Here is a 25,578-nt window from a genome sequence, read left to right on the forward strand (position 1 = left end):
CTCGTCGTCGTCCTGCTTTCCCGGATCGACACCGGAGCCTACGGCGCGGCCTTTGCGGCACTCACCGCTGTTTCGCTCGCCACGCTCGGCACGGCCGCCTGGCTCCACCGGCATACCCGGCAGGCAAGGACCGGCTGAGCCCGCAATCAGCGCTCGCGCGGCTCGTCGGACGCCGGCGCGGTGACACGGTGGCTCTCGTCCTCCTTGGGCCGCTCGGGCGGCAGGATCGTGCCGGTGATGATGTGATAGACGGTCTCGGCGATGTTGGTGGCGTGGTCGCCGATCCGCTCGATGTTCTTGGCGCAGAAGATGAGATGCGTGCAGGCGGTGATGTTGCGCGGATCTTCCATCATGTAGGTGAGCAGTTCGCGGAACAGCGAGGTGTACATCGCGTCGATCTCTTCGTCGCGATCGCGCACGAAGCTGATCTTCTCCGCCGAGCGCGAAGCGTAGGCATCGAGAACGTCCTTGAGCTGCGTCAGCGCCAGGTCGGACAGCGCCGAAATGCCGCGGAAGAGCCGCGGCGGCTGCCGCGTCTCGGCAACCGCCGTCACTCGCTTGGCGATGTTCTTGCCCATATCGCCGACGCGCTCGAGGTCGCCGGAAATGCGGATCGCGCCGAGGATCTCGCGCAGGTCGGCGGCCATCGGCTGCCGCTTGGCGATGACGACCACGGCCTTTTCGCCGATCTCGCGTTCCTTCTCGTCAAGAAACGCATCGTCCTCGACCACCTTTCGTGCCAGCTCGATGTCGCCGCTCACCAGCGCTGCGACCGCCTGCTCCACCATGCGCTCGGCATAACCGCCCATTCCGCCGATCTGGTTGGTCAGGAAACGCAGTTCCGTATCGAAAGAGTGCGTTATGTGCTGGCTTTGTATTGGCACCGAGCTTCTCCTGGGCAAATCACCCCCGACCTTGGTAGGCCATCCACATGACGGGAACAAGAAATAGGCGCGACGGGCGCGGATGCCAGTGTGCCGGCCGTCCTTATTCCGGGGGGAAGATGACGGTAAAGGAAGAGCCCTCGCCGACGCGTGAGCGGATCGACAGGCGAGCACCGTGCCGGGCGAGGATGTGCTTGACGATCGAAAGGCCGAGTCCGGTGCCCTTCTGGGCGCGGCTGTTCTCGACGTCGACCCGGTAGAAGCGCTCCGTGATGCGCGGGATGTGCTCTTCGGCGATGCCCGGTCCGAAATCGGTCACCGTCACGCGTTTCGAGCCATCCTGCTCCGCTGCCGTCGCCGTAATCATCACCCGCCCGCCGGAGCCGCCATATTTGCAGGCGTTCTCAAGGAGGTTTTCGAAGACCTGCACCAGCCCGTCGCGATCTCCCTGAACCTTGATCGGTGCCTCGGGCAGGTCGAGCTCGATGGCGACATTGGACTCGGCCGCCAGATGCGCCATGGAATCGCGCACGGATTCGAGGAGCTGCTTCAGGTCGATGTGCTCGCCACCCTTCATATGGGACTTTATTTCCAGGCGCGAGAGCGATAGGAGATCGTCGATCAGCCGGGCCATGCGCGCGGTCTGATCCTGCATGATCTGCAGGAAGTTCTCGCGCGCGTCCGGATCGTCGCGGGCCGGCCCGCGCAAAGTCTCGATGAAGCCGGCGATGGAGGCGAGCGGCGTCCTCAACTCGTGGCTGGCATTGGCGATGAAGTCCGCGCGCATGCGGTCTATGCGCCGTGCCTCGCTCTGATCCTTGAACAGAAGCACGAAAAGGCCCGATCCCTCGCCGATCGGCATCGCCGAGACGCGATAGGCCCGCTCGATCGGCACGCGCTCGGTGTAATCCGTGGCAAAGGGACCGGAACCTCCTTCGAGCACGCGGGCGATGAAGTCGTGCATCTCCGGGGCGCGGAAGCGCAACTGCAGGGATGTGCCTTGTGCGGTGGAGCCGAACGCGGTCCTTGCCGCCTCGTTGGCATAGACGACGGTGCCGCCCTCGTCGAACACGTAGAGGGGGTCCTGCACGGCCGCCGCCAGGTGGAGCGCCGGCAGCGTGCCCAGGTCCCGTGTCAGGGCGTCGTCGCCCTTTTCGGGCATGCCTTCGCGCCTCTTGCCCGGAAAGAAGGCGGCGACCGCCAGCACGAAAGCCACCGCGAGCGCCGCCACCGCGCCGCTGCCGACCAGGAAGAGATCGAGCGCCAGCAACGCCGCGGATGCGGCGGCCAGAATGTGCCAGTTGCGGGCCAGGCGCCTCAGCGCGGCCTTCGCGCTGCCGCCACGCGCGGCATCTTCCTTCTTCATTCAAGCACCCTGGTTCAAGGGGGATTGCACCGGAACTTATCGATGATGTTCTAGCATCAACCTACCGCCACGAGGGAATCGGTTTATGAACAAGGACGAACCGCCGATACACCGGCGGTTCAAGACGTTTCTGTCAGAAGTATCGACTTGGAGGCTTAATCCCGATCCCCGGCAGTTTCCAAGGCTGTCCGGGACTTCGGCACTCGTGCCGATGGTGAACCGCCCGAGGCGTTTGACGCCGCACGCCTCTTCCGGGGGACGGGCCCGGCGGGTCTCGGCCGGTTCGGGCGATGCGGCGTCTTTTCCCACAGGTGCGGCCGGCGGTAGAGGTGCCAGATGGCACGCCACCCCGCAATGGACAACAGCAGCCAATAGGCCGGGGTGAGCAAGGCCAGTTTCCACAGCCTCGGCCGCTCGGTGTTGCGCAGCGTCCACCAGCCGAGCGCCAGAAAGGCGCCATATCCGAACAGGAGATTGATCGCGTCGAGCAGGAGGAGCACACGTGAATGATAAAGCAACGTGCCATAGAGCGCCCAATGGAGGGAAAGGCCTAAAACGGTCAGGACGAAGAGGGAGTTGGCAAGCACGGAAAGCAGCATTCCGGCCGTGAGCACCTGAGTGGCCAGAAAGGAGTGCGGCCCCAGATCCCGCCAGAGTGCGCCGACATCGCGCATGTGGACCAGCCAGGTCTGTGCCCACCCCTTGAACCAGCGGGTGCGCTGCGGCAGCCAGACCTTCGCCGTCGCAGGGGCATCCTCATAGGTGGGAAAGGTGATCGTGTCGGTGTCATAGCCGAGCCTGTGCAGGCGCAGGCCCAGATCGGCGTCCTCCGTCACGTTGTAGGGGTCCCACCCGCCGACGCGCTCGAGCACCGAGCGGCGAAAGTGATTCGAGGTACCGCCCAGCGGCATTGTCAGCCGGTTGCGCCCAAGCCAGGGCAGAAGCCCGTTGAACAGCGCCGAGTACTCGAAGGCGAACATTGATGAAAGCCAGCTTTCGCGGCGGTTGGAGATCAGCAACGGAGCCTGCAGGCAGGCGAGTTCCTCCCCGCTTTCACGGAAGCGTTGCCATGCCTGGACCAGTTGGAAGGGGTGCGGCCGGTCCTCCGCATCATAGAGCACCAGCAATTCGCCCGTCGTCATCGGCAGCGCATAGGACAGTGCCTTCGGCTTCGTTCGGGGGCCTTCGGGCGGCACTTCGATGATCTCGATGTAGGACCGCAGCTTTTGCGCCCGCAGGGCTTGCAGTGTCTCGTGATCGTCGCTTTCGCACACGAGCTTGATTTCAAGCTTGCTGCGCGGCCAGACCAGCCGCCCCAGCGCCACCAGCAGATCGGGGACGACCTCTGCTTCCTTGTAGAGTGCGACGAGAACCGTATAGACCGGCATTTCGTCCGTGCGCACGGCCTTGAGTGAGAGCGAAGGGCGCTGTCCGCGCATGGCACCGGCGACGATGACCCGCAACATGACGCAGGCCAGGAAGAAAAGCGACAACAGGACATGCAGCGTCAACAGCGAGGGGACCGGCCACAATGCCAGCGATGCGAAGAGCGCCACGGCGAAGGCACCCAGCACCGCGCCCTGCCAAGGGACGAGGACGAAGCGCGCCGAGAATTCCGGCATCCGGTCGAACAGGTCCTGGATGGCGATGCGGGACAGGCTTCTCCGCGCCAGGCGCTGGACCGCCGAACGCAGCACCGAAGGCGGAACGATCCGGATATGCCGAGCGATCCGCGGGTGGCGTCGCAGATACGCGCGCATAGCGGCGATATCGATGCGCTCCGGCGCGATCAGGAGCAAGGTCTGACCGTCATTGTCGATAGCCGCCGCGTTGCCGATCCCGCCGATGCGGCGCAGTGCGGCAAGACAATGATGCTGGCGCATGATCAGGCTGGCGGGGCGGATTTCCGGCACGAAACCGACACCGAGCGCACGGGCCAACGTGCGATAGAGATCGTCCTCATCGATCAGGCCGGAAACGGCCAATTCCCTCTGAAAGGGCACGCCGGCAAGCCGGCCGCGCGCTTCCACCGCCTGAAGCTCGTGATAGGGGATGCCGAGCTGCTCCAGCAGCGGCCACCAATCAACCAGACCCGAGGGCCGGACTGGCGCCGCGCGCGGGTTATCCGCCAAGCGGTGTTCGCCCGCGCGATTGCGGAACGGCTCTCCAGTTCCCTTGCTGGCACCCGGCACAAACATGGTTCACCGTAAGAACAAGTGCGTGAACGCCGCGGGCGTGATATCCCGATGCGAGTCAGAACATGAACGAAAATGACGAGAAAGAAGAAACGATTTGCCGCGACGCAACGGACTCGTCACGCAACGGCTCCTGTGCGACCGTCATACGGTACAACGGTCGCCAGACTCCTGGATATCTCTTTGACAATGTCGGCCCCCCAACTTCTCCCCCGAAGCCGGCCGTCCCTCTCCTCCGGCGGTTATAAGTTCATAATGTGAAATTTAAACCTTTCCGTCAATGGGCCTTCGGTTCTGCAACGATATGGTGCATGGTTGACTTGGTCATCTCTTCTTCAAAGGGCTCCTCCTTCGCTTGCGTCTATTTCGTTTCTGTGGAGATTTGACGGCTTGCGCCCCTTTGCCGCTGCTGTCCTGACCGGAATCCTGCTGTGTACTACGGCCCAGTTCCTGCGCGCCGGGACGGAAGTCCCCCATGTTTGGGATTCGAAACAGTCGGTGAGCCGCCCGGACGTTTCAGGCCTGACCCGCCTGCGCTTCCTGACGACGACGGATTTCTTTCCGTTCAATTTCCTTGATTCCGAAGACCGCCTCGTCGGCTTTCACGTGGACCTGGCGCGCGCAATCTGCGACGCGCTGGAGCTTGCCGAGCGCTGCCAGATACAGGCCCTGCCCTTCGAGGAGCTGGAAAGCGCACTTGAGGCGGGCGAGGGCGAAGCGATCCTGGCGGGTCTGGCGGTCACGCGGGGGGCACGTGACCGATACCGGTTCTCCCGGTCCTATCTGCAGTTCCCGGCCCGTTTCGTGACGCGCCGCGATTCAACCTTCCAGGGCCCCGCTTACGAGGCGGTCGCGGACCGGCGCGTGGGCGTCATGGCCGGCACTGCGCATGAAGAGATGCTGCGTGACCTGTTTCCCGGGGCGCGCCCCGTCACCTACACGCGCGAGGCGTGGCTCTTCGAGGATCTGCAGGCGGGAGAGATCGACGCCGCCTTCGGCGACGGGATGCGGCTGTCATTCTGGCTCGCCGATACGGAGGCCGCCGGCGGCTGCTGCGCCTTCGCGGACGGACCATATCTTGCACCGGAATATCTGGGCCGCGGGATGGCCATCGCCGTCCGCCGGGACGCGCCGGCGCTTGCCGACGCGCTCGATTACGCCCTGCAGCAAATCGAGGAGAGCGGCACGTTCGAGGAGCTTTACCTGCGCTATTTCCCGATCGGCTTCTACTGATCGCGCTTCAGTGCCCTGAAGGGCAGGGCGAGCGCCCAGAGGAACCCCGCCGCAACCGGCCCGCGAAATTCGCGCAATCCGATCTCCATGCCGCCGTGGCCGCGGCTCGGCTGGTTCACATAGGTGCGGAACAGGCGGTCCCAAAAGGGAAAGTTGAAGCCGTAGTTCGCGTCGGTTTCGCGGCGGATGCTGGAGTGGTGCACGCGGTGCATGTCCGGCGTCACGACGACCAGGCGCAGTGCGCGGTCGAGCGGCTTCGGGATGGCGATATTGGCGTGGTTGAACATCGACGCGCCGTTGAGCACGATCTCGAAGATCAGGACCGCCAGCACCGGCGCTCCCAGCGCGACCACGACGCCGGCCTTCCATAGCATGGAGATCAGGATCTCGAGCGGGTGGAACCGCAACCCCGTCGTGAGGTCGAAGCCGTTGTCGGCATGATGCATGCGGTGAATGCGCCATAGAATCGGAATCTTGTGGCTGGCGACATGCTCCAGCCATACGGCGAAATCGAGCACGACGAAGGCGACGATGCCGGCCGCAAGCGGATCGAAGCCGAAGTAGCGGAAGAGCCCCCAGCCCTGCGTCTCGGCCCACAGGGCAGCGCCGACGGCGGCGGCCGGAAAGACGACCCGCAGGGTCGCGGCGGAGATGACCAGCAGCAAGAGATTGGTGAGCCAGCGCCGCGTCTTCCAGGCGCCGGCCATTTCCGCCCGTTCCAGCCGCGGCGACCAAAGCTCATACGCCGCCATGGCGACGAAAATGCCGGTGAAAGCCGCAAGGCGGATGGCGGCCTCTGACAGGATGAATGCGTCCATGCCTTCTTATCGCGCGCCGGCCGCCTCCATGCCACTCACATGTGCTTGAGCCTCACGCCAGGCTGCGGTGGCGGGCCCGTGCGGCCCGCTCGATCGCCGCGGCGACCAGCGGCTCGATCTGCAGGCGGCCGCGGACGATCTGCAGCATCCGCTTTTCCTCCGGCTCCACGTGCAGGTCGGCCGCCGCGACTTCGACCGCCAGCGTATAGGCCGTGTCGTGGAGCCGCGCCGGCACGACGTCGTGGATTGTCCCGAGGATGCGTTCGAGCCCGTCGTCCTCTTGCAGAATCTGCTGGCACTGGCGCGCCACTTCGATGATCCGGTTCTCGTCGAAACCGCGGAACACCGGCAGCGTCTGGATCACGCGGCCGATGCTGCCGAGTTCGGCGTCCGTCATGTCGCGATCGGCCGCCGACATGATGACCATCAGGTAGATCAGCGCCTCGTGGGTGGACGGCTGTAGGCTCATTCTTCACCTGCTCCTTTTGCGGCGAAGGTAGGCGGTGCGCCTTGCCGCCGCAACGAAAAATCCATGTCTCGATTGACGCACCGGCGGCCCAGCCTTAGACCAGCGCCGACATACACCCTCTGGAAAACCGGATATGACGACAACAAACGCGCTCGAACTCACGCCCGATGTGATCGCGGCCGCGGCCGAAAGCAAGGCCTGGCCTTTCGAGGAGGCGCGCAGGATCGTCAAACGCTACGCGGGGCGCGGCTATCCGGAGACGGTGCTGTTCGAGACCGGCTACGGCCCGTCCGGTCTTCCGCATATCGGCACCTTCGGCGAGGTGGCACGCACCTCCATGGTGCGCCATGCCTTTCGTGTCCTCACAGAGGACAGGGTGAAGACCAGCATCATCTGCTTTTCCGACGACATGGACGGCCTGCGCAAGGTTCCCGACAACGTACCCAACCAGGAGATGCTGCGCGCCCATCTCGGCAAGCCGCTGACGCGCGTGCCGGATCCGTTCTCCAACGAATTCCCGTCTTTCGGGGCGGCCAACAATGCGCGCCTGCGCGCCTTTCTCGACCAGTTCGGATTCGATTACGAGTTCGCTTCCTCGACGGACTACTACACCTCCGGGCGCTTCGACGCGACGCTTCTGAAGCTTCTGGAGCGCTATGAGGAGGTCATGGCGATCATGCTGCCCTCCCTGCGCGAGGAGCGGGCGCAGACCTATTCGCCCTTCCTGCCCATCCATCCCGAGACCGGAGTCGTGATGCAGGTGCCGATCGAGGAGCGCAATGTCGATGCCGGCACCATCGTGTGGCGCGACCCGGAGACGGACCGGCGCTTCGAAACACCGGTTACCGGCGGTCGAGCCAAGTTGCAATGGAAGCCGGACTGGGCCATGCGCTGGGCCGCGCTGCGCGTCGACTATGAGATGTCCGGGAAGGACCTGATCGACAGCGTCAAGCTCGCCTCCCGCATCTGCACTGCGCTCGGCGAACGCCCGCCGGAGGGGTTCAACTACGAGTTGTTCCTGGACGAAAAGGGCCAGAAGATATCGAAGTCCAAGGGCAACGGGCTGACCATCGACGAATGGCTTGCCTATGCGCCGACGGAGAGCCTGTCGCTCTACATGTACCAGAAGCCGAAAACGGCGAAGAAGCTTTATTTCGACGTGATCCCGAAGGCGGTGGACGAGTATTACTCATTCCTGTCTGTCTACCAGTCGCAGGATTCGGATAGCCGGCTCAACAACCCTGTCTGGCACATCCACGACGGCAACCCGCCGGCGATCGACCTGCCGGTGCCGTTCGCGCTTCTGCTCAATCTCGTCAGCGCGTCCAACGCCCACGAGAGGGGTGTCCTTTGGGGCTTCATCTCGCGCTACGCACCCGGTGTCACGGCCAAAAGCCACCCCGAGCTCGATCGGCTGGTCGGCTACGCGATCCGCTATTTCGAGGACTTCGTGAAGCCGGCAAAGGAGTTTCGCGAACCCGACGCGGTGGAGCGTCAGGCGCTGGCCGCGCTCGCCGAAGCACTCGCCGCCCTGCCCGCCGATGCCGACCGCGAGGCGATCCAGAACGCCGCCCTCGACGTGGCGCGCGGCATCGAGCGCTATCAGGACCACAAGAAAAAGAGCCCGAGCGGCGGCCCGGGTGTTTCGGTCGCCTTCTTCCAGATGCTCTACCAGGTCCTTCTCGGCCAGGAGCGCGGCCCCCGCTTCGGCTCCTTCGCCGCGCTCTACGGCATCAAGGAGACGCGGACGCTCATCGAAAAGGCATTGGCAGGAGAATTGACGGCGTGACTCTGGCGTGTGCCTGCCCTCGTCCTTCGACAGGCTCAGGATGAGGGCGAGGCAAGCTGTGCTCTGCATACGATAGCGTTGAAAGGCAGACGCAAATGCCAGTCCTCATCCTGAGCCTGCCGAAGGATGAGCCTGCCGAAGGGCGCCCTACTGTCTGGCCCAGACGATGCGGGCGATCCATTCCACCTCGTCGGCGGAAAGCACGCGGTTGGGATGGTCGGGATTGAGCGACAAAAGCTCGATTTCCCCCGCGCTGCGGCGCGCCAGGATCTTGGCCATGACCTCGCCGTCGATGGTCTTGGCGACAACACGGTCGCCACGGCGCACGGCGGCGGCGGGCTCTATCACGAGCACATCGCCGTCGCGGTAGAGCGGCAGCATGGAATCACCCTGCACCTCGAGCGCATAGGCGCCTTCGCTGACTTTTCCCGGCAGTTCGACCTCCTCCCAGCCGTGGCCGGCCGGGAAGCCGGCATCGGTGAAGAAGCCGCCGGCGCCGGCCTGGGCGAAGCCGATCAGTGGAACGCAGGGGCGCGGGGGGTGTGCCTGTGCACCGGAAGTCCCTTCCATGAGCGCCATGAAGTCATCCAGCGAGACACCAGTTGCGGCCATGACCTTGGCCAGGGACTCGGTCGAAGGCCAGCGCGGCCGTCCGTCGCATGAGAAGCGCTTGGAACGGTTGAAGGCCGTGGAATCAAGGCCCGCCTTCTTGGCCAACCCCGAAGCGGAGAGCGAACAGCGCGCCGCCAGCGCGTCGATTGCCGCCCACACTTTGTCGTGCGAAAGCACGCTCGCTCCTCCGCCATGCAATCGTAGACAGGAAAAAATGCCTGTATACGGGTTCTACTCCCTCTCGGCTCAATTGTCCATAAACGGCGCGGCGGAAAAGGGCTTGCGCCCGCTGGCGAGCACATGGTCGAGATATTCGACCCGGTCCTGACCCCAGAAGACTTCGCCGTTGAGCACATAAGCCGGCGCGCCCACGGCATCGGCGGCGATCGCCTCCTCCGTATTCCGGGCGCGGATGGCCGTCGTCCCCGGCGCCTCGGCCGCCGTCAGGATCTGCTCCGCGTCGAAGCCTTCATGACGCAGATAGCCGGCCAGCACCGCACGGTCGGCGATGTCCTCCTCGTTCGCCCAGAGGGCAGCAAAGACGCGCTCCATGTAGCTCAGCGGATCGTGCCCGGCCTCGACAAGCGCGATTATCGTGTGGTCGGCAAGCGCCGGGTTCACCGGCCAGTATTTCGGTTTCGGGTTGATCGGCATGCCGCGGTAGTCCGCCACGCGCTGCAGCTCGATGAAGCGATAGCGCTGGCGCACGGGCGGGCGCTTGACCGGCGGAACGGCGCCGGAATTCTCGAACACCTTCAGAAGGTCGAACGGCTTCACCCGGATCGAAGCCTCATGCTTCTGCCCCACCGCGCGCAGGGTCTGATGGCCGAGATAGGAAAAGGGCGACATCGTCGTCATGTAGTAGTCGATGGTGTTGGGCATGGGAGCCTCCGATCAGGTGCCGATCTCGCCAAGGTAGAAGGCTCCGGCTAGCCGGAAAAGGGCACAGGCTCCTTTTTTGCGATGGCGCGTAAGCCCTGATGCGAGGCCATGAAGGCCTGCTCCGCCTCGTTTGGCGGGCGCGGGGGTGCTTCATTGCCAAGCATTCGCATCACCTCGCTCACCTGCAGGAAGGCGCGGTTGCGGAAGTCGTAGACGCCGCCGGTCGTCAGGATGATGGCGGCGGTGCGACCGTCGGCCAGCACGAAGCGGTGGCGGCCGATGATCTGCGTGCCTTCCCAGGTCTCCAGCGTCGAGACGATCTCGAAGCGCTGCCACAGGCGGATTTCGCGTACATAGGCCACCTGCAGGCCGCCGAGCAGCGGCCCCCAGCCCTTGCGGCGGGCGGTCGAGATGAGACCGCTGCGGAAGAAGATGTCCATCCGCCCGACATCCGCCAGCATCATGTAACGGGCGTTGTTCAGGTGGAAGTTCATGTCGATGTCGCTCGGCAGGCAGCGAAAGGCGAGCCGGCTCTCATCGCCGACCTTGAAGCGCCCCCGGCGGCGGCTTGCCGCGGCGACCCGCAGGAGCCGAAACCAGACATACATTTATGCGATCCGGCCTAAGGGCCATTGATCGGATGAGCGCGGCAAGCGGGCCCCTCTCTTGCGATTTCTAACACTTAGCCTCCGGCTAAGATGTTGAAATCGCTTTCTCCCCCGCAAGGGGGGAGATACGCTTGCACCACCGCTTCCGCCAATCGACAGCATCGATGATTTGCAGAAACGCTCGGGCGTGCGCCTATCTCCCCCTCCTGAGCTTGTCGAAGGGGACGGGGGAGTTCCTCGACAAGCTCGGAAGCAAATTCCTGGGCTTAGCAAAGCTAAGTCCTTGGAAGTTGCAAGAGAGGGGGCCAGCGCCACGGTCACGTCCTTTATCTCAATAGACCCTCGAAACTTCAAAGGAACCAGCCCGCCACCGGGCCGGCCTTCATCGCCTGTCAGGCGGCCTTCTTCATCGCGGCGGGATCCTCATGCGCGAAGCGTGTATAGAAGGTTTGGCTCTTCTCCGCCATGTCGAGAAGAAGCTTCGGCGGCTTGAACTGCCTGCCGAATTTTTTCTGCAACCGCTTCGCCCGCTCAACGAAATGCTCCGCGCCGATCCCGTCGATATAGGACAGGACGCCCCCCGTATAGGGCGCGAAGCCGAACGCGAGGATCGAGCCGACATCCGCCTCGCGCGGGTCCGTCACGATCCCTTCCTCCATCACGCGCGCGGCCTCGAGCGCGATGGTGAAGAGCAGCCGGTCCTTGACCTCCCCGACATCGATCTCCTCCGGCGTCTTCTGCGGGTAGAGCTCCGTGAGCCCCGGCCACAGATGCTTCTTCGCCGGCTTTTCGGGATAGTCGTAGAAGCCCTTGCCGTTCTTGCGGCCGCGCCGGCCATGCTTGTCGACCATCGTGTCGATCAGTTTCATGTGGCGGGGATCGACGGCCTTCTCGCCCAAATCGCGGATCGTCTGCTTCATGATCTTCTGGGCGAGATCGATGGCCGTCTCGTCGGTTAGCGCCAGCGGCCCCACCGGCATGCCGGCCATCTTGGCCGCGTTCTCGATCATGGGCGCCGGCACGCCCTCGTTCAGCATTGAATAGGCTTCCTGCATGTAGCGCAGCACGCAGCGGTTGACGTAGAAGCCGCGCGTATCATTGACGACGATGGGCGTCTTTTTGATCGCGCGCGCATAGTCCATGGCGACGGCCAGCGCCTTCTCCCCGGTGTTCTTGCCCATGATGATCTCGACCAGCATCATCCGGTCGACGGGCGAGAAGAAGTGGATGCCGACGAAGTTCTTCGGCCGCTTCGAATTCTTCGCCAGCGAAGTGATGGGAATGGTCGAGGTGTTGGAGGCAAAGATGGCCGACGACTTCAGCACGGCTTCCGCCTTTTCGGTCGCCTCCTTCTTCACGCCTGACTCCTCGAACACCGCCTCGATCACCAGATCGGCGCCCTCGAGCTGGTCATAGTCGGGCGTGGCCGTGATCAGCGAGAGCAGCTTTTCCTTTTCTGCCTCCGTGGCGCGGCCCTTCTTGATGAGGCCGTCCATCAGGGCGGCCGAATGGGCCTTGCCCTCGTCGGCCGCCTCCTGGTCGCGGTCGATGAGGACCACGGGGATGCCCGCCTGCGCCGTCACATGGGCGATGCCCGCACCCATGAAGCCGGCGCCGAGCACGCCCACCTTCTTCAGCTTCGTGGCCCGCATGTCCTTGGGCCGGCGTGCGCCCTTGTTGAGAGCCTGCAGCGAGACGAAGAGCGAGCGGATCATCGCCGCCGCCTCGCGCGTCTGCAGGATCTCGGTGAAATAGCGCTGCTCGATTGTGAGCGCCGTGTCGAAGGGCACCAGGAGCCCCTCATAGACGCATTTCAGGATGGCCGTGGCGGCAGGATAGTTGCCGTAGGTCTCGCGGCGCAGGATGGCGATTGCCGGCGGCCAGAGATTGGCGCCGGCGGCCGAATAGACCGGCCCGCCCGGCAGCTTGAAGCCCTTCTCGTCCCAGGGCTGCACGGGGCTGAGCCCGTCCCGGATCATCTTCTTTGCCGCGTCCACCAGCTTTTTCGCCGGCACCACCTCATGCACGAGGCCCATGGCCTTCGCCTTCTGCGGCGACAGGGTCTTGCCCGTCGTCAGCATCTGCAGGGCTTCCTGCGTATCGGCGAGCCGCGGCACGCGCTGGGTGCCGCCGGCACCGGGAAAGATGCCGACCTTCACCTCCGGCAGCGCCAACTTCACGTGATCGCCCTCGGCGGCAACGCGCCCGTGGCAGGCGAGCGACAATTCGAACGCCCCACCCATGCAGGTGCCGTTGATGGCGGAGACCCAAGGCTTGCCTGAGGTCTCCAGCTTGCGCCAAAGCCAGCCCATCCGCCCGGCGCCGTCGAAGAGAAGCTTCACCGCCTTTTCGCGGTCCTTGCCCTTCTCCTTTTCGAACCGACCCAGCATCGCCTGCAGCATGGTGAGATCGGCACCGCCGGAAAACGTCTCCTTGCCCGACGTGATCACGGCGCCCTTGACGGCCTCGTCCGACGCGAGGCGGTCGACGATCGCCTCCAGCTCGTCCATCACCTCCTCGGTGAAGACGTTCATGGAGCGGTCCGGCATGTCCCAGGTGACGAGGGTGATGCCGTCGGCGTCGGTCTCGACGGTAAAGTTCCTGTAATCAGCCATGTCCAATCCCCTCAAACCCGCTCGATGATGGTCGCCGTGCCCATGCCGGCGCCGATGCACAACGTCACCAGCGCCGTGTTGAGATTACGGCGCTCAAGTTCATCGAGCACGGTGCCGAAGATCATGGCGCCGGTGGCGCCGAGCGGGTGGCCCATGGCGATCGCCCCGCCATTGACGTTGATCTTCCCGCGGTCGATGTCGAAGGCTTGGATATAGCGCAGCACCACCGAGGCGAAGGCCTCGTTGAGCTCGAACAGATCGATGTCCGAAAGCTTCATCTTCGCCTTCTTCAGAAGCTTCTTCGTCACGTCCACCGGACCCGTCAGCATGATGGCGGGTTCGGAGCCGATATTGGTGAAGGCGCGGATCCTGGCGCGCGGCTTGAGCCCCAGCCCCTTGCCGGCCTTCTTCGAGCCGAGCAGCACGGCCGCAGCGCCGTCTACGATGCCGGACGAGTTGCCGGCGTGGTGCACATGGTTGACGCCCTCGATCTCCGGATAGCGCTGCACCGCCACCGCGTCGAACCCGCCCATCTCGCCGGGCATGGTGAAGGACGGGTTGAGCGATGCCAGCGCCTGCATATCCGTGTCGGGGCGCATGTGCTCGTCGTTGTCGAGAATGGTTAGCCCGTTCTGGTCCCTGATGGGCACGACCGAGTTCTTGAAATAGCCCTTGTCCCAGGCCTTCTTCGCCCGCTTCTGGCTTTCCACGGCATAGGCGTCCACGTCGTCGCGGGAAAAGCCGTATTTCGTGGCGATCAGATCGGCGGAAACACCCTGCGGCATGAAATAGGCGGGAAGCCCCACCGAGGGGTCCATGAACCAGGCGCCGCCCGACATGCCCATGCCGACGCGCGACATGGATTCCACGCCGCCGGCGATCACGATCTCGTCGGAGCCTGCGGCGATCTTCGCTGCCCCCAGATTGATGGAGTCGAGCCCGGAAGCGCAGAAGCGCGAGATCTGCATGCCCGGCGCCCGATTGTCGTAGCCCGCCTCGAAGGCCGCCGAGCGCGGGATCACGGAGCCTGCCTCGCCGACGGGATCGACGCAGCCGAATATGATGTCGTCCACCTGCCGTGTGTCGAGCCCGTTGCGGTCGCGCACCGCCTCCAGCATTCTTGCGGCCAGCCGCACGGCCGGCACCTCGTGCAGCGCGCCGTCCTTCTTGCCGCGGCCGCGCGGGCTTCGCACGGCGTCGTAGACATAGGCGTCAGCCATTCCCGTCTCCCTTCGTTCCTTGCCGGTTTGCCGGCACCTTAAAATGCCTCCGCGGGCAGCGCCATCACCGTTTCGGCGCCTGATGCGATGCGGGCGAGGTGCGCGCCCGTCTCCGGCATCACCCGCTCCATGAAGAAGCGCCCGAGGACGAGTTTCTCTTCAAGAAAGGACGTATCCTCCCCGCCTTCGGCGAGCCTGTCCTGCGCTGTCTTGACCGTGCGGCCCCACATATAGCCAAGCGCCACGAGCCCGAGGAGGTGCATATAGTCGTAGGATGCGGCGCCGGCGTTGTCCGGTTTCTGCATTGCGTTCTGCATCAGCCACAGCGTGGCGGACTGCAGATCGTTCAGCCCCTTCTTCAGTGCCTTGGTGTAGGGCGCCATCTTCTCGTCCGCACGGTGCGTCTCGCAGAATTCGCCGACCGTCGCGAAGAAGGTTTGCACTGCGCGGCCGCCGTCCTGCGGCAGCTTGCGGCCGACGAGGTCGAGCGCCTGGATGCCGTTGGCTCCCTCATAGATCTGGGTGATGCGGGCGTCGCGCACGAACTGGCTCATCCCGTGCTCTTCGATATAGCCGTGACCGCCGAAGACCTGCTGCGCCATCACCGCGTTCTCGAAGCCCTTGTCGGTGAGCACGCCCTTGATGACCGGCGTCATGAGCGCGAGGTGGTCCTCGGCTTGCGCGCGCTCGGCCTCATCTTCGCTGCGATGGGCAATGTCGGACTGGAGCGCCGTCCAAAGGAGGAGCGCACGGCCGGCCTCGTTGAAGGCACGCATGGTCATCAGCATGCGGCGGATGTCCGGATGGACGATGATCGGGTCCGCCTTTTCTCCTGGCGCCTTGACGCCGGTGAGCGCCCGGCCCTGCAGCCGCTCGCGCGCGTAATCGGCGGCGTTCTGGTAGGCGGCCTCGGCGATTGCCAGTCCCTGCATCCCGACGCCGAGGCGCGCCTCGTTCATCATGGTGAACATGGCCTTCAGCCCGCCATTCTCCGTGCCGAGGAGGGTGCCTTCCGCCGCGTCATAATTCATCACGCATGTTGCGTTTCCGTGAATGCCCATCTTCTCTTCCAGAGCGCCGCAGGAAACGCCGTTCGGCCCGGCGGGATTGCCGTCCTCGTCGAGCTTCAGCTTCGGCACGATGAAGAGCGAAATGCCCTTCGTGCCCTCCGGCGCACCCTCGATGCGGGCGAGCACCAGGTGGACGATGTTTTCGGAAAGGTCGTGCTCGCCGGCGGAGATGAAGATCTTCTGGCCGGAGATCTTGTAGCTGCCGTCACCATTGGGCACGGCCCTGGTGCGCAGGAGACCGAGATCGGTGCCGCAATGGGGCTCGGTCAGGTTCATCGTGCCCGTCCAGGCGCCCTCGATCATCTTCGGCAAGAACCGGTTCTTCTGCGCGTCGGTGCCGTGGGTGAGAATGGCGGCGATCGCGCCCTGGGTCAGACCCGGATACATCATCAGCGCCATGTTGGCCGAGGAGAGATATTCGCCGACCGCCGAATGGACCAGATAGGGCAGGCCCTGGCCGCCATATTCGACGGGCGCGGAAAGCCCCATCCAGCCGCCTTCGCAGTAGTGACGATAGGCTTCACCGAAACCTTTCGGGGTTGAAACCGAGCCATCCTCGTGGCGCGTGCAGCCTTCCGTATCGCCGGCGCGGTTGAGCGGCTGCATGACGTTCTCGGCCAGCCTCGCCCCTTCCGCCAGGATGGCCTCCAGTACGTCGGGCGAAGCATCGGCAAAGCCCGGCAGATTGTCGTAACGCCCGTAACCGAGCACGTCGCGAAGCACGAACAGCGTGTCGCGAACAGGGGCCCTGTAGGTCGGCATGAGTCCTCCAGCACGAACTTCTCGGACGGGCTGGCGCCCGCGCCGGTCTCGCCCGCCTCATATCAATCTTTGACGTTCGCGTAAACGTAATTCAGTGCGGCAAAGTCGGTCAACGGCGGAGTGCATGCGCCTCGGTAACAATGGTTAACCGGATGTTTACCACGATTGGCGATTCTTGCCGCGTCGGACCTTCCCCGCCGTCTGCTTCGCTGATCGCGGGGTGCCGATCGAGGGGAACCTCGCGGAACCGCAAGGCCATCACGGCGACCGGTCCCGGTGTTTCCCCGCGTGTCGTTTGTAATTGCGGCGAGCCGACAGCCGCGGAGAGGCGGGCGTTATGAGCAGCAAGCGGTCCTATCTGGACAACCTGAATGCGGGGCGGCAGCGCAGGTCCGGTACTGCCCTCGAAGAGATCAACCGCACGCTCGACAAGCTGGAACGGCGTTTGGGCGGCGGCGAACGGCGCGAGGCCGCCGGCGGCGACGAGGATATGGCACGGCGCATCCAGCGCCTCTCGGACGAGGCACTTGCCGGCGAGCCCGCCAACCGGCGGCCCGAGCCCGCAACGGACAAGGCACCGCATGCCGGCCAGGAACGGCTCGCCCGGGAGATCGAGGACGCCCGGCGCCAGGAGGACCAGCGCGCATCCATCGGCAACATCGCCTCCGAGCTGGAGTCCCTGCGTCAGGAGATGCGCTCGATGGTGGGCTCCAGCCTGCGCGGCGAGTTCGACGAGCTGCGCAAGGAACTGTCGGGCATCATGGAAGCCGTGCCGCCGTCGCCCCTCACCGACGAGCTGAACGCCGAGTTTGCGCGCCTCTCCCGAGCGATCGCGCTTCTGGCCGAGCGCAGCGACGACCGCAACGCCAATCTGCTGCGGCTGGAGCTGGAGCAGGTCAGGGCCTCGCTCGCCAACCTCGCCCGCGAGGAGACCGTGCGCTCGCCCGACCAGCGCTGGAACGCCGCCGAGGACAAAATGGCGGCCCGCGCGCGGGAAGGGCGAAACCCGGGCATGGAGACCCTCCATGCCCGCCTGGCCGAAATCAGCGCGGCGGTGGACAGGCTGCCCGAAACGCTGCCGCTCCGCTCTCTGGAAGAGCGTGTGCAGGCGTTGGCGGATTCCCTCGACCAGTTCGCCGTCCAGCATGACCGCGGACAACCGGACCTCCGTGCGCTGATCGAGGAACGGATGGACGAGATCTCTCGCGCCATCACCGCGTCCACCGCGCGCGCCGCCTTCGACCCGCGGCCCTTTGAACGGATCGAGGCGCGCATCGCTTCGCTGGCCAACCAGATCAACGAGCTCGCCGAGGCCGCGCCCGACGGCATGGTGATCGAGCGGCTCAACCATCTCACCGACCGCGTGGATGAGATCGCCCGCCGCATCGATCTGCCGGAACAGGCGGTGGAGCGGCTGGCCACCCATGTCGCGCAGATCGCGCAGAAGCTCGACGCCGCACCCTTGCCGCGCGACGCCGATGACCTGTTCCTCGGCCTCGAGGAGCGCTTCGCCGCCCTGTCCAGGATGGTCGAGCAGCGCCAGGAGGACGCGCTCATGCACAGCCAGGGCCTGCTGCAGGACCTGGAGCGGCGGCTGCAGGACGTGGCCGAGCGGCTCGACAGGGCCGGCTCCGGCGTGGACGAATCCGGTCTCATGGCGGCGATGGACAGCCGTTTCGCCGAACTGGCCGCCCACATCGACAATGCGCGCGAGCCCGGCGAATCGGAAGCGTTGCGCGTTCTCGAGGCGCGGCTGGAGGATATTTCCGACCGGCTGCGGGACACCGCGCCCGCGGGCCCGAGCGTCGATCCGGAAACCATCGGCAACCTCGAGAGCCAGATCGCTGCCCTTTCGGCGCACTTGGCGCGTCCGGCCGCGGACGAGCAGAGATTCGAGACGCTGGCGCCGCGGCTGGAGAGCATCGAACGCTCCATCGGCGAAAGCAGGGCCGGAATGCTGGACGCGGCTCGCCGGGCGGCCGAACAGGCTGTGCAGTCGCTCGGGCCTGCCCATGCCGAGGCGGGCGACGACAGCCTGAAGGACGACCTGCAGCGGCTCGAAGCACTCGCCCGCAAGTCGGAGGAGCGCAACAGCAAGACCTTTGAGGCCATTCACGACACGCTGCTCAAGATCGTCGAGAGGCTGGGCTCCCTCGAACAGGCGGGCCCTGAGGACACGACAGCCGTTGCCGCCGGCCCCGTCGATGCCGCTCCTGCGCATTCCGACACGTCCGATCACGCCGATACCCTCCCACCAGCCCGGCGGACGCCGGCGCAAGCCGCGACCGAAGCGGCCGATGCCGCGCTCAAGGAGGATGATGGCTCCCTGCGCTCCAAGGAGACGAGACAATCGTTGCTCGGCGGCCTGTCGCGCGCCTTTGGCGGGCGCACGCGGGAAGAGGAGGCGCCGACCCGCAAGGAGCCGTCCGTCGCCGAGACGGCCAAAGACGACGAGAGCGCCGTCACGCTGGACGCCGATCACGCCGACGAACCGCTGGAGCCCGGTTCGGGCGCACCCGATCTCAACGCCATCATCCGCCGCGTGCGCGACGAACGCGAGCGGAACGAGGCCGAGCGCGACGACACCGCCAAGGCCGACTTCATCGCCGCCGCGCGCCGTGCCGCGCAGGCGGCCGCGGCGGAAGCGGAAATGCTGAAGGACCGCAAGGGCGGGGAATCGGAGAAGGTCCGCAAGGGCGGTCTTCTGCGCGGCCGCAAGAGGACTCTTCTCCTGGCGGCCGCCGGCGCCATTATCGTTGCCGGCGGGCTGTACTATCTGCGCGCGACGATACCCGGCGAGGAGCAGGTGGCAGAGCGAGCGCCGCCGGCGGAAGTCGAAGTGCAGGCGCAGGCGACGTCCGCACCGGACATGCAAGACGCAGCACCGGATACGCAAGATGCCGTCCCGGCACGTTTCGCCGGGATGTCCGAGCCCTCGGTCGAAAGCATCGAGACCGCCGCCATAGGCACGCAGTCGCCGCCGCAGGACGAAGCCCGAGCGGGCGAGGAGCCGGCAGCGCCGACCGCACGCCAGGGTGAAGATGCACAGGTGGACACGGCGATTGAAACCGCCGTTCCGGAGCCGCTGGAAATTCCCGACGAGATCGGGCCGGCAGCGCTGCGCGAGGCGGCAGCGAACGGCGAAGTGGCCGCGCTCTACGAACTCGGCAACCGCTTTGCGGAGGGGATCGGGGTCGAGCAGGACATGGCCGAGGCCGCCCGGTGGTACGAGAAGGCCGCGGAGCTGGGCCTTGCGCCTGCGCAATACCGCATCGGCCACTTCTACGAAAAGGGCAGCGGGATCGAGCGCGACATCGCCAAGGCGAAGATGTGGTACCAGCTTGCCGCCGAACAGGGCAACGCCAGCGCCATGCACAATCTCGGCGTCCTGTTCGCCATGGGTGCGGACGGCACGCCGGACAACGAGTCCGCCGCCCGCTGGTTCCAGGAAGCAGCCGACCTCGGCGTTACCGACAGCCAGTTCAACCTGGGCATCCTGGCCGCCAAGGGCGTCGGCATGCGGCGCGATCTGAGCGAGGCATACAAGTGGTTCGACATCGTCGCCCGGACGGGCGACACCGACGCCGCCGTCAAGCGCGACGAGATTGCCGCAACCATGGCGCCCGCCGATCTCGCCAAGGCGCAGGGCAAGGCGAAACTCTGGGAAGCGCGCGAGGCCGACCCGGCGGCCAATGTGGTTGACATTCCGGACGCGTGGCTGCCCGACGAGACGGTCACCGGCAGCGTCGATCTGAAGAAGGCGGTCGCCAACATCCAGCGCATCCTCAACGACAGCGGCTACGAAGCCGGTCCCGCCGACGGTGTGCTGGGGGCGCGGACGCGCACGGCGATCAAGGCCTTCCAGAAGGAAAACGGGATGGCGGAGACAGGCGAGATCAACGCCAAGCTGGTGCGGGCGCTGCTCGAGCGTCAGGAGACTTCGCAATAAGGCAGCAGCGGCGCGCGGGAGCCACTGCTGCTGCGCAATTTCATGCGGGTTTTCAAAGTATTCCGCCCCGGCACGTTTGACTTCGCGACGCTGTAGGCGCAAGAACGAACAATAGTCGAATGTGCGCAGCGGTCCCGTTGCGCATTGGAAAACAACGCTTTTGGTGTCGCGGGTGGGCATCTATCTCCCGATCGCGGAAATATCCGTCAACATGGTGGTTCTACTCGCCATGGGGGGCGCGGTCGGTTTCCTCTCGGGAATGTTCGGGGTGGGTGGCGGCTTCCTCATCACCCCGCTCCTGATCTTCTACAACATTCCACCGGCGATCGCGGTGGCCACCGGCGCCAATCAGGTCATCGCCTCGTCGTTCTCCGGGGCGCTCGCCCATTTCAAGCGCGGCTCGCTCGACGTGAAGCTGGGGCTGGTGCTTCTGGCAGGCGGCGTCGTGGGATCCTCGCTCGGCATCTATGTTTTTGCCTATCTACGCCGGCTCGGCCAGCTCGACCTCATCGTCTCCCTGCTCTACGTCGCCTTCCTCGGCTCCATCGGCGGCCTCATGCTGATCGAGAGCGTGCGCGCGATCCGCCGCGCGAAGCGCGGGCAAGGCGCCACGCTCCGGCGGCCAGGTCAGCACAACTGGATCCACCGCCTGCCGCTCAAGATGCGGTTTCGCGCCTCCAAGCTCTTCGTCAGCGTCATTCCCATCGTCGGGATCGGCGCCATCATCGGCTTCCTGGCGTCGATCATGGGCGTGGGCGGCGGCTTCATCATGGTGCCGGCGCTGATCTATCTGCTCAAGGTGCCGACCAATGTCGTCATCGGCACGTCCCTGTTCCAGATCGTCTTCGTCGCCGCCTTCACCACCGTCGTCCATTCGACGGCCAACCAGACGGTCGACATCGTGCTGGCCTTCCTGCTGATGGTGGGCGGCGTGGCCGGGGCGCAATATGGCGCGCGGGTCGGCCAGCGGCTGCGCGGCGAACAGCTGCGCGCGCTCCTCGCTCTTTTGGTTCTTGCCGTGGCGCTCCGCCTTGCCTTCGACCTCTTCGTGCGGCCCGCGAGTCTGTATTCGCTCGCCACCGGAGGGGTTTGAGGAATGATGGCCCCGCTCGCCGCCGCCATCATGTTTTTCCTCGGGGCTGCGCTGGCGGGCAACGCGTTCGGCCAGGAAGCGCCGAGCGAGGATATCCAGATCGGCCTTTCCACCGACCGCGTTTCTATCACCTCCGATTTCGCCGGCGCCAATCTCACGATCTTCGGTGCCGTGGACGACATAGATCCGCTGATCAGCCGGCAGGGCGGCTATGATGTGATCGTCGTCCTGGAGGGCCCGCCGCGTACAACCGTCGTGCGCAAGAAGACGCGTGTTCTGGGGATGTGGATCAATACCCATTCCCTCGTCTTTCGCGACGTGCCGGCGTCCTATTCCGTCGCCCTGACACGCCAACCGCAGGACATCACGGATACGGCCAATTACGAGCGGCTGGCGCTTCGCGTCGAGAATGTGCGCCTGCAGCCGCTCGACGCGGACGGCAATCCGCAGACGATCGAGGAATTCACGGCCGCCCTGCGCGCCCGCAAGCTGGCCGCGGGGCTCTATGTGGAGCGTCCCGGCGGGGTGCAGTTCCTTTCGCGCAGTCTGTTCCGCGCTACCCTGCAACTGGCCCCCAACGTTCCCGTGGGCACGCACCGGGCGCGCGCCTTCCTCTTCCGCAACGGCACCTTCGTGCGCGAGACATCGGCGGCGCTGACCATCCGCAAGGCCGGTATCGAGCAACGCATTTTCGAGTTCGCCCACCAGAACGGGCTGCTCTACGGGCTCGGCGCCGTTTTCGTGGCCATCGTGACGGGATGGGTGGGCCGCATGGTCTTCCGGCGGGATTAAGAGCAATTCCAGGAAAAGTGGAAGCCGGTTCTCCGTTCAAATTGCGTAAAGTTGGATAGCTAGTTCATGCCGGCCGCAGCGCGCCGCCGGCGATCGGGTAGACGCGGTTCGCCCCCAGCATGTAGGCGGTCAGAGACTCACGCTTGAAAAGACCGGCGAAGGCGCGGTCGAGCACGTTGAGCGTGCCGGTGAGGCTGCCGAAGGCGGGCATGACGAGGCGCCTTCCGTCCGAGGCGAAGCAGGCGCGGCGCACCGAGCGACCCCGGCGCACGATGCGGGCGCCCGGATGCAGGTGCCCGGCGATCTCGCCCTCGCCGCCGCCCTTCGACGGCTCATGGCGGAAGGTGAGATCGCCGAGCGCAAGCTCGTCCACGCAGCGGCCGGGAAGGTTATCGGGTGCGGACGGGTCATGATTGCCGGCAATCCAGTACCATTCCCGGCCTTCCATCAGTTGCAGCAGGCGCTCGCGGAAGACCTCCGGCATGCGCCCGGCGCCGCCATCGTCGTGGAAGCTGTCGCCGAGGCTGACGACGACCGCCGGCCGAAGCCGCGCCACGACGTTTGCAAGCCGTGCCAACGTGGCTGCAGTATCGTAGGGTGGCAGCATGCTGCCCCGGCGGGCGTAGGAGGAGCCCTTTTCCAGATGCAGGTCGGAGACGACGAGCAGGCGGTCGGCAGGCAGGTAGAGCGCGCCCGAGGGATCGCAGACCATGCGCTCGCCGGCCATTGCGATCTCGACGGGGCCGTGCGCGGCCGCTTCGATCCTGCTCACCACTTTCATACGCCGCCCATGGCCTCCTCGATCAGGTTCTCCGCCGCCTCGCCCAGCAACGATTCGTTGGCGCTGCCGGCCACCGGCTCCCTGCCGATCTCCAGCATGACGGGCACCGCGAGCGGCGAGATCCGCTCCAGATCCTTATGCACGATTCGGCCACGGATGCGCGACAGCATCTCGCCGAGACGCTCGACATCGAGCAGGCCGGTGGCCGCATCCCGCCAGGTCGCCTGAAGCAGGATGTGGTCGGGCTCATGGGTGCGCAAGACGTCATAAATAAGGTCGGCCGAGACCGTCACCTGGCGGCCGGTCTTCTCCTGCCCCGGATGGCGCTTCTCCACGAGGCCGGAGATGACGGCGCAATTGCGGAAGGTGCGCTTCATGAGCCAGCTGTCGGCAAGCCAGGCTTCCAGGTCGTCGCCCAGCATATCCTCGTCGAAGAGTTCGGCCAGAAAAAGCGCCTTCCGGCGAATCATGCCGCCCATGTCGCCAAGGCTCCAGACGGCCAGCGAATAATCCGTGGCGACGAAGCCGAGCGGCCGGGCACCGGCGCGCTCCAGCCGCCGGGTGAGCAGCATGCCGAGCGTCTGGTGCGCAAGCCGCCCCTCGAACGGGTAGGCCACCATGTATGAGCGGTCGCCGCGCGGGAAGGTTTCCACCAGGAGGTCTTCCTTGCGCGGAAGCACCGATTTCTCCTGCTGGATGTGCAGCCAGTCGGAGACCTGCTCGGGCAGCGCCCGCCAGCGATCCGGATCGGCGAGCATCCCACGCACCTCGCCCGCCAGATAGGTCGACAGCGGAAACTTGCCTCCGGCATAGGCCGGCACCATGGCGTCCTGGCCGGACGCGCTGGTCACGAATGCCTCGTTCTCGCGGATGCCCTCGAAGCGCAGGATGCGTCCGGAAAACATGAAGGTGTCACCCGGCGCCAGCGTTTCCAGGAAATATTCCTCCACCTTGCCCAGCACCATGCCCCCCCGTTGGCGGCCACCGCCACGCACCAGCCGTACATTGAGCATCGGGGATTCGACGATGGTGCCGATATTGAGCCGGTATTGCTGCGCCACGCGCGGGTGCGTGATGCGCCAGCGGCCGTCCTTCATGCGCCGGATGCGGGCATAGCGCTCGTAGCTCTTGAGCGCATAGCCGCCCGTGGCGACGAATTCGACCACGCGCGAGAAGGCCCCGGCGTCGAGCCCGGAATAGGGCGCGGCACTTCTCACCTCCTCGAAGAATTCCGCCTCGTCGAAAGGCCCGGCGCAGGCCCGCCCCAGCACGTGCTGCGCGAGCACGTCGAGCGCGCCCTCGCCCAGAGGCGGCGTATCCTGCGCGCCCAGATAATTGGCCTCCAGCGCGGCACGGCACTCCATCACCTCGAACCGGTTCGCCGGCACCAGGATCGCCCGGCTTGGCTCGTCCATGCGGTGGTTGGCGCGACCGATGCGCTGGGCGAGCCGGCTCGCCCCCTTGGGCGCGCCGACATGAATGACGAGATCCACATCGCCCCAATCGATGCCGAGGTCGAGCGTGGAGGTGGCGACGATGGCGCTGAGGCTGTTCGTCTCCATCGCCTTCTCCACTCGGCGGCGCTGGGCGACATCCAGCGAGCCGTGGTGCAGGGCGATCGGCAGATTGTCCTCGTTGACGTGCCACAGCTCGCGAAAGAGCAGTTCCGCCTGGCTTCGCGTATTGACGAAGATGAGCGTCATCTTGTGCCGCCTGATCGCCTCGTAGACGGCGGGGATGGCATAGCGCGCCGAATGGCCGGACCACGGCACGCGCTCGTCCGTCTCCAGAATGGTGATCTCGGGCTTGGCGCCACCGGCCACGGTGACGATGTCGGCCATCCGGCCGGCCGGGTTCTGGTCCACCAGCCAGCGGCGCAGCGCCTCCGGTTCGGCGACGGTGGCCGACAAACCGATGCCGACCGCCTCCGGCGCCAGCCGGCGCAGCCTTGCCAGCCCCAGCGCAAGCAGGTGTCCGCGCTTCGAGGTAACCAGAGAATGAAGCTCGTCGAGTACGACATAGCGCAGACCGGCGAAGAACCGGTCGGCGTCCGGCGAGGCGATCAGGAGGGCGAGTTGCTCCGGCGTGGTCAGGAGAATGTCCGGCGGCGCGTATTTCTGGCGCTGGCGCTTATGTGCCGGCGTGTCGCCGGTGCGTGTTTCCATGCGGAAATCGAGGCCGATCTCCTCGACGGGCCGCGTGAGGTTGCGCTGGATATCGACGGCGAGCGCCTTGAGCGGCGAGATGTACAGCGTGTGCACGCCTTGCCGCGCCGCTCCCGGCTTCGGCTTCGGCCGCTCGGCCAGATGCGTGAGAGACGGCAGGAAGCCCGCCAGCGTCTTGCCGGCGCCCGTCGGCGCGATGAGCAGGACCGAGCGGCCTTCCTGCGTGCGCTTGAGCAGTTCGAGCTGGTGCGGGCGCGGCGTCCATCCGCGCGCGG

The 25,578-nt window shown here is 65.6% G+C and carries 18 protein-coding genes; 5 read left to right on the top strand and 13 right to left on the bottom strand.

Annotated elements, in window-relative coordinates; translation table 11 throughout:
• Positions 1–146: 146 nt before the first annotated feature.
• The 3 genes from phoU to ACFP9U_RS13230 form a co-directional block, all read right to left on the bottom strand.
• Positions 147–878 carry a phosphate signaling complex protein PhoU gene (gene phoU, locus ACFP9U_RS13220; protein WP_322451270.1) on the bottom strand — a complete coding sequence of 244 codons (732 nt, stop codon included), beginning with the start codon at positions 876–878 and terminating at the stop codon, positions 147–149.
• A 109-nt stretch (positions 879–987) separates the two neighbouring features.
• Positions 988–2,250, bottom strand: a complete 1,263-nt coding sequence (gene phoR, locus ACFP9U_RS13225) for a phosphate regulon sensor histidine kinase PhoR (protein ID WP_378622057.1) — start codon at positions 2,248–2,250, stop codon at positions 988–990.
• 155 nt (positions 2,251–2,405) lie between these two features.
• A complete protein-coding gene (locus ACFP9U_RS13230; RefSeq protein WP_378622059.1) occupies positions 2,406–4,382 on the bottom strand; it encodes a glycosyltransferase family 2 protein in 1,977 nt (658 codons plus the stop codon).
• A 426-nt stretch (positions 4,383–4,808) separates the two neighbouring features.
• Between ACFP9U_RS13230 and ACFP9U_RS13235 the strand changes: the two genes are divergently transcribed.
• Complete coding sequence (locus ACFP9U_RS13235; protein ID WP_378622082.1) at positions 4,809–5,678, top strand: transporter substrate-binding domain-containing protein; 870 nt, start codon at positions 4,809–4,811, stop codon at positions 5,676–5,678.
• Here the strand turns inward: ACFP9U_RS13235 and ACFP9U_RS13240 are convergent.
• Positions 5,672–6,496, bottom strand: coding sequence for a sterol desaturase family protein (locus ACFP9U_RS13240; RefSeq protein WP_378622060.1), 825 nt, complete (start codon positions 6,494–6,496; stop codon positions 5,672–5,674). The two genes, ACFP9U_RS13235 and ACFP9U_RS13240, sit on opposite strands and share 7 nt — an antisense overlap.
• 52 nt (positions 6,497–6,548) lie before the next feature.
• On the bottom strand, positions 6,549–6,965 hold the full coding sequence (locus ACFP9U_RS13245; protein WP_322450996.1) for a tellurite resistance TerB family protein: 417 nt from the start codon (positions 6,963–6,965) through the stop codon (positions 6,549–6,551).
• Positions 6,966–7,098: 133 nt separating this feature from the next.
• Between ACFP9U_RS13245 and ACFP9U_RS13250 the strand changes: the two genes are divergently transcribed.
• A complete protein-coding gene (locus tag ACFP9U_RS13250; RefSeq protein WP_378622062.1) occupies positions 7,099–8,754 on the top strand; it encodes a lysine--tRNA ligase in 1,656 nt (551 codons plus the stop codon).
• A 147-nt stretch (positions 8,755–8,901) separates the two neighbouring features.
• On the opposite strand, the gene ACFP9U_RS13255 is transcribed toward ACFP9U_RS13250, so the two are convergent.
• The 6 genes from ACFP9U_RS13255 to ACFP9U_RS13280 all read right to left on the bottom strand — a co-directional run bounded on the left by ACFP9U_RS13255 (position 8,902) and on the right by ACFP9U_RS13280 (position 16,523).
• The gene (locus ACFP9U_RS13255; protein WP_378622064.1) at positions 8,902–9,543 is read right to left on the bottom strand and encodes a S24 family peptidase; all 642 of its coding nucleotides are present in this window, start codon (positions 9,541–9,543) and stop codon (positions 8,902–8,904) included.
• Positions 9,544–9,612: 69 nt separating this feature from the next.
• Positions 9,613–10,248 (bottom strand): 2-hydroxychromene-2-carboxylate isomerase, encoded by a 636-nt coding sequence (locus tag ACFP9U_RS13260; RefSeq protein WP_378622065.1) that lies wholly within the window; start codon positions 10,246–10,248, stop codon positions 9,613–9,615.
• Between the two features lie 47 nt (positions 10,249–10,295).
• Positions 10,296–10,856: a thioesterase family protein gene (locus tag ACFP9U_RS13265; RefSeq protein ID WP_378622067.1), complete on the bottom strand. Its 561-nt coding sequence runs from the start codon at positions 10,854–10,856 to the stop codon at positions 10,296–10,298.
• Between the two features lie 392 nt (positions 10,857–11,248).
• Positions 11,249–13,471 carry a 3-hydroxyacyl-CoA dehydrogenase NAD-binding domain-containing protein gene (locus ACFP9U_RS13270; protein WP_378622069.1) on the bottom strand — a complete coding sequence of 741 codons (2,223 nt, stop codon included), beginning with the start codon at positions 13,469–13,471 and terminating at the stop codon, positions 11,249–11,251.
• 11 nt (positions 13,472–13,482) lie between these two features.
• Positions 13,483–14,691, bottom strand: coding sequence for an acetyl-CoA C-acetyltransferase (locus ACFP9U_RS13275; RefSeq protein ID WP_378622071.1), 1,209 nt, complete (start codon positions 14,689–14,691; stop codon positions 13,483–13,485).
• A gap of 38 nt (positions 14,692–14,729) precedes the next feature.
• Positions 14,730–16,523, bottom strand: coding sequence for an acyl-CoA dehydrogenase C-terminal domain-containing protein (locus ACFP9U_RS13280; RefSeq protein ID WP_378622072.1), 1,794 nt, complete (start codon positions 16,521–16,523; stop codon positions 14,730–14,732).
• Between the two features lie 337 nt (positions 16,524–16,860).
• Between ACFP9U_RS13280 and ACFP9U_RS13285 the strand changes: the two genes are divergently transcribed.
• The 3 genes from ACFP9U_RS13285 (at position 16,861) to ACFP9U_RS13295 (ending at position 22,357) form a co-directional block, all read left to right on the top strand.
• Positions 16,861–20,472, top strand: a complete 3,612-nt coding sequence (locus tag ACFP9U_RS13285; RefSeq protein WP_378622074.1) for a peptidoglycan-binding protein — start codon at positions 16,861–16,863, stop codon at positions 20,470–20,472.
• A gap of 172 nt (positions 20,473–20,644) precedes the next feature.
• Positions 20,645–21,565, top strand: coding sequence for a sulfite exporter TauE/SafE family protein (locus ACFP9U_RS13290; protein ID WP_378622075.1), 921 nt, complete (start codon positions 20,645–20,647; stop codon positions 21,563–21,565).
• A 3-nt stretch (positions 21,566–21,568) separates the two neighbouring features.
• Complete coding sequence (locus ACFP9U_RS13295) at positions 21,569–22,357, top strand: TIGR02186 family protein (protein ID WP_378622077.1); 789 nt, start codon at positions 21,569–21,571, stop codon at positions 22,355–22,357.
• A 64-nt stretch (positions 22,358–22,421) separates the two neighbouring features.
• Here the strand turns inward: ACFP9U_RS13295 and pdeM are convergent, their stop codons facing one another.
• Together pdeM and ACFP9U_RS13305 are read right to left on the bottom strand one after the other, a co-directional pair.
• Positions 22,422–23,138 carry a ligase-associated DNA damage response endonuclease PdeM gene (gene pdeM, locus ACFP9U_RS13300; protein WP_378622079.1) on the bottom strand — a complete coding sequence of 239 codons (717 nt, stop codon included), beginning with the start codon at positions 23,136–23,138 and terminating at the stop codon, positions 22,422–22,424.
• Positions 23,135–25,578, bottom strand: a 2,444-nt coding sequence (locus tag ACFP9U_RS13305; RefSeq protein WP_378622080.1) for a ligase-associated DNA damage response DEXH box helicase, incomplete at its 5' end; no start/stop codon positions are given. The genes pdeM and ACFP9U_RS13305, both read right to left, overlap by 4 nt.

Origin of the sequence: Nitratireductor sp. GCM10026969, from assembly GCF_042660605.1 — a bacterium.
Classification (GTDB): Bacteria; Pseudomonadota; Alphaproteobacteria; order Rhizobiales; family Rhizobiaceae; genus Chelativorans.

Excerpts from the sequence above, each read along its gene's own strand:
- phoR (WP_378622057.1), bottom strand. The coding sequence starts at position 2,250 with ATGAAGAAGGAAGATGCCGCGCGTGGCGGCAGCGCGAAGGCCGCGCTG.
- ACFP9U_RS13240 (WP_378622060.1), bottom strand. The coding sequence starts at position 6,496 with ATGGACGCATTCATCCTGTCAGAGGCCGCCATCCGCCTTGCGGCTTTC.
- ACFP9U_RS13245 (WP_322450996.1), bottom strand. The coding sequence starts at position 6,965 with ATGAGCCTACAGCCGTCCACCCACGAGGCGCTGATCTACCTGATGGTC.
- ACFP9U_RS13250 (WP_378622062.1), top strand. The coding sequence starts at position 7,099 with ATGACGACAACAAACGCGCTCGAACTCACGCCCGATGTGATCGCGGCC.
- ACFP9U_RS13260 (WP_378622065.1), bottom strand. The coding sequence starts at position 10,248 with ATGCCCAACACCATCGACTACTACATGACGACGATGTCGCCCTTTTCC.
- ACFP9U_RS13265 (WP_378622067.1), bottom strand. The coding sequence starts at position 10,856 with ATGTATGTCTGGTTTCGGCTCCTGCGGGTCGCCGCGGCAAGCCGCCGC.
- ACFP9U_RS13270 (WP_378622069.1), bottom strand. The coding sequence starts at position 13,471 with ATGGCTGATTACAGGAACTTTACCGTCGAGACCGACGCCGACGGCATC.
- ACFP9U_RS13275 (WP_378622071.1), bottom strand. The coding sequence starts at position 14,691 with ATGGCTGACGCCTATGTCTACGACGCCGTGCGAAGCCCGCGCGGCCGC.
- ACFP9U_RS13280 (WP_378622072.1), bottom strand. The coding sequence starts at position 16,523 with ATGCCGACCTACAGGGCCCCTGTTCGCGACACGCTGTTCGTGCTTCGC.
- ACFP9U_RS13285 (WP_378622074.1), top strand. The coding sequence starts at position 16,861 with ATGAGCAGCAAGCGGTCCTATCTGGACAACCTGAATGCGGGGCGGCAG.
- ACFP9U_RS13295 (WP_378622077.1), top strand. The coding sequence starts at position 21,569 with ATGATGGCCCCGCTCGCCGCCGCCATCATGTTTTTCCTCGGGGCTGCG.
- pdeM (WP_378622079.1), bottom strand. The coding sequence starts at position 23,138 with ATGAAAGTGGTGAGCAGGATCGAAGCGGCCGCGCACGGCCCCGTCGAG.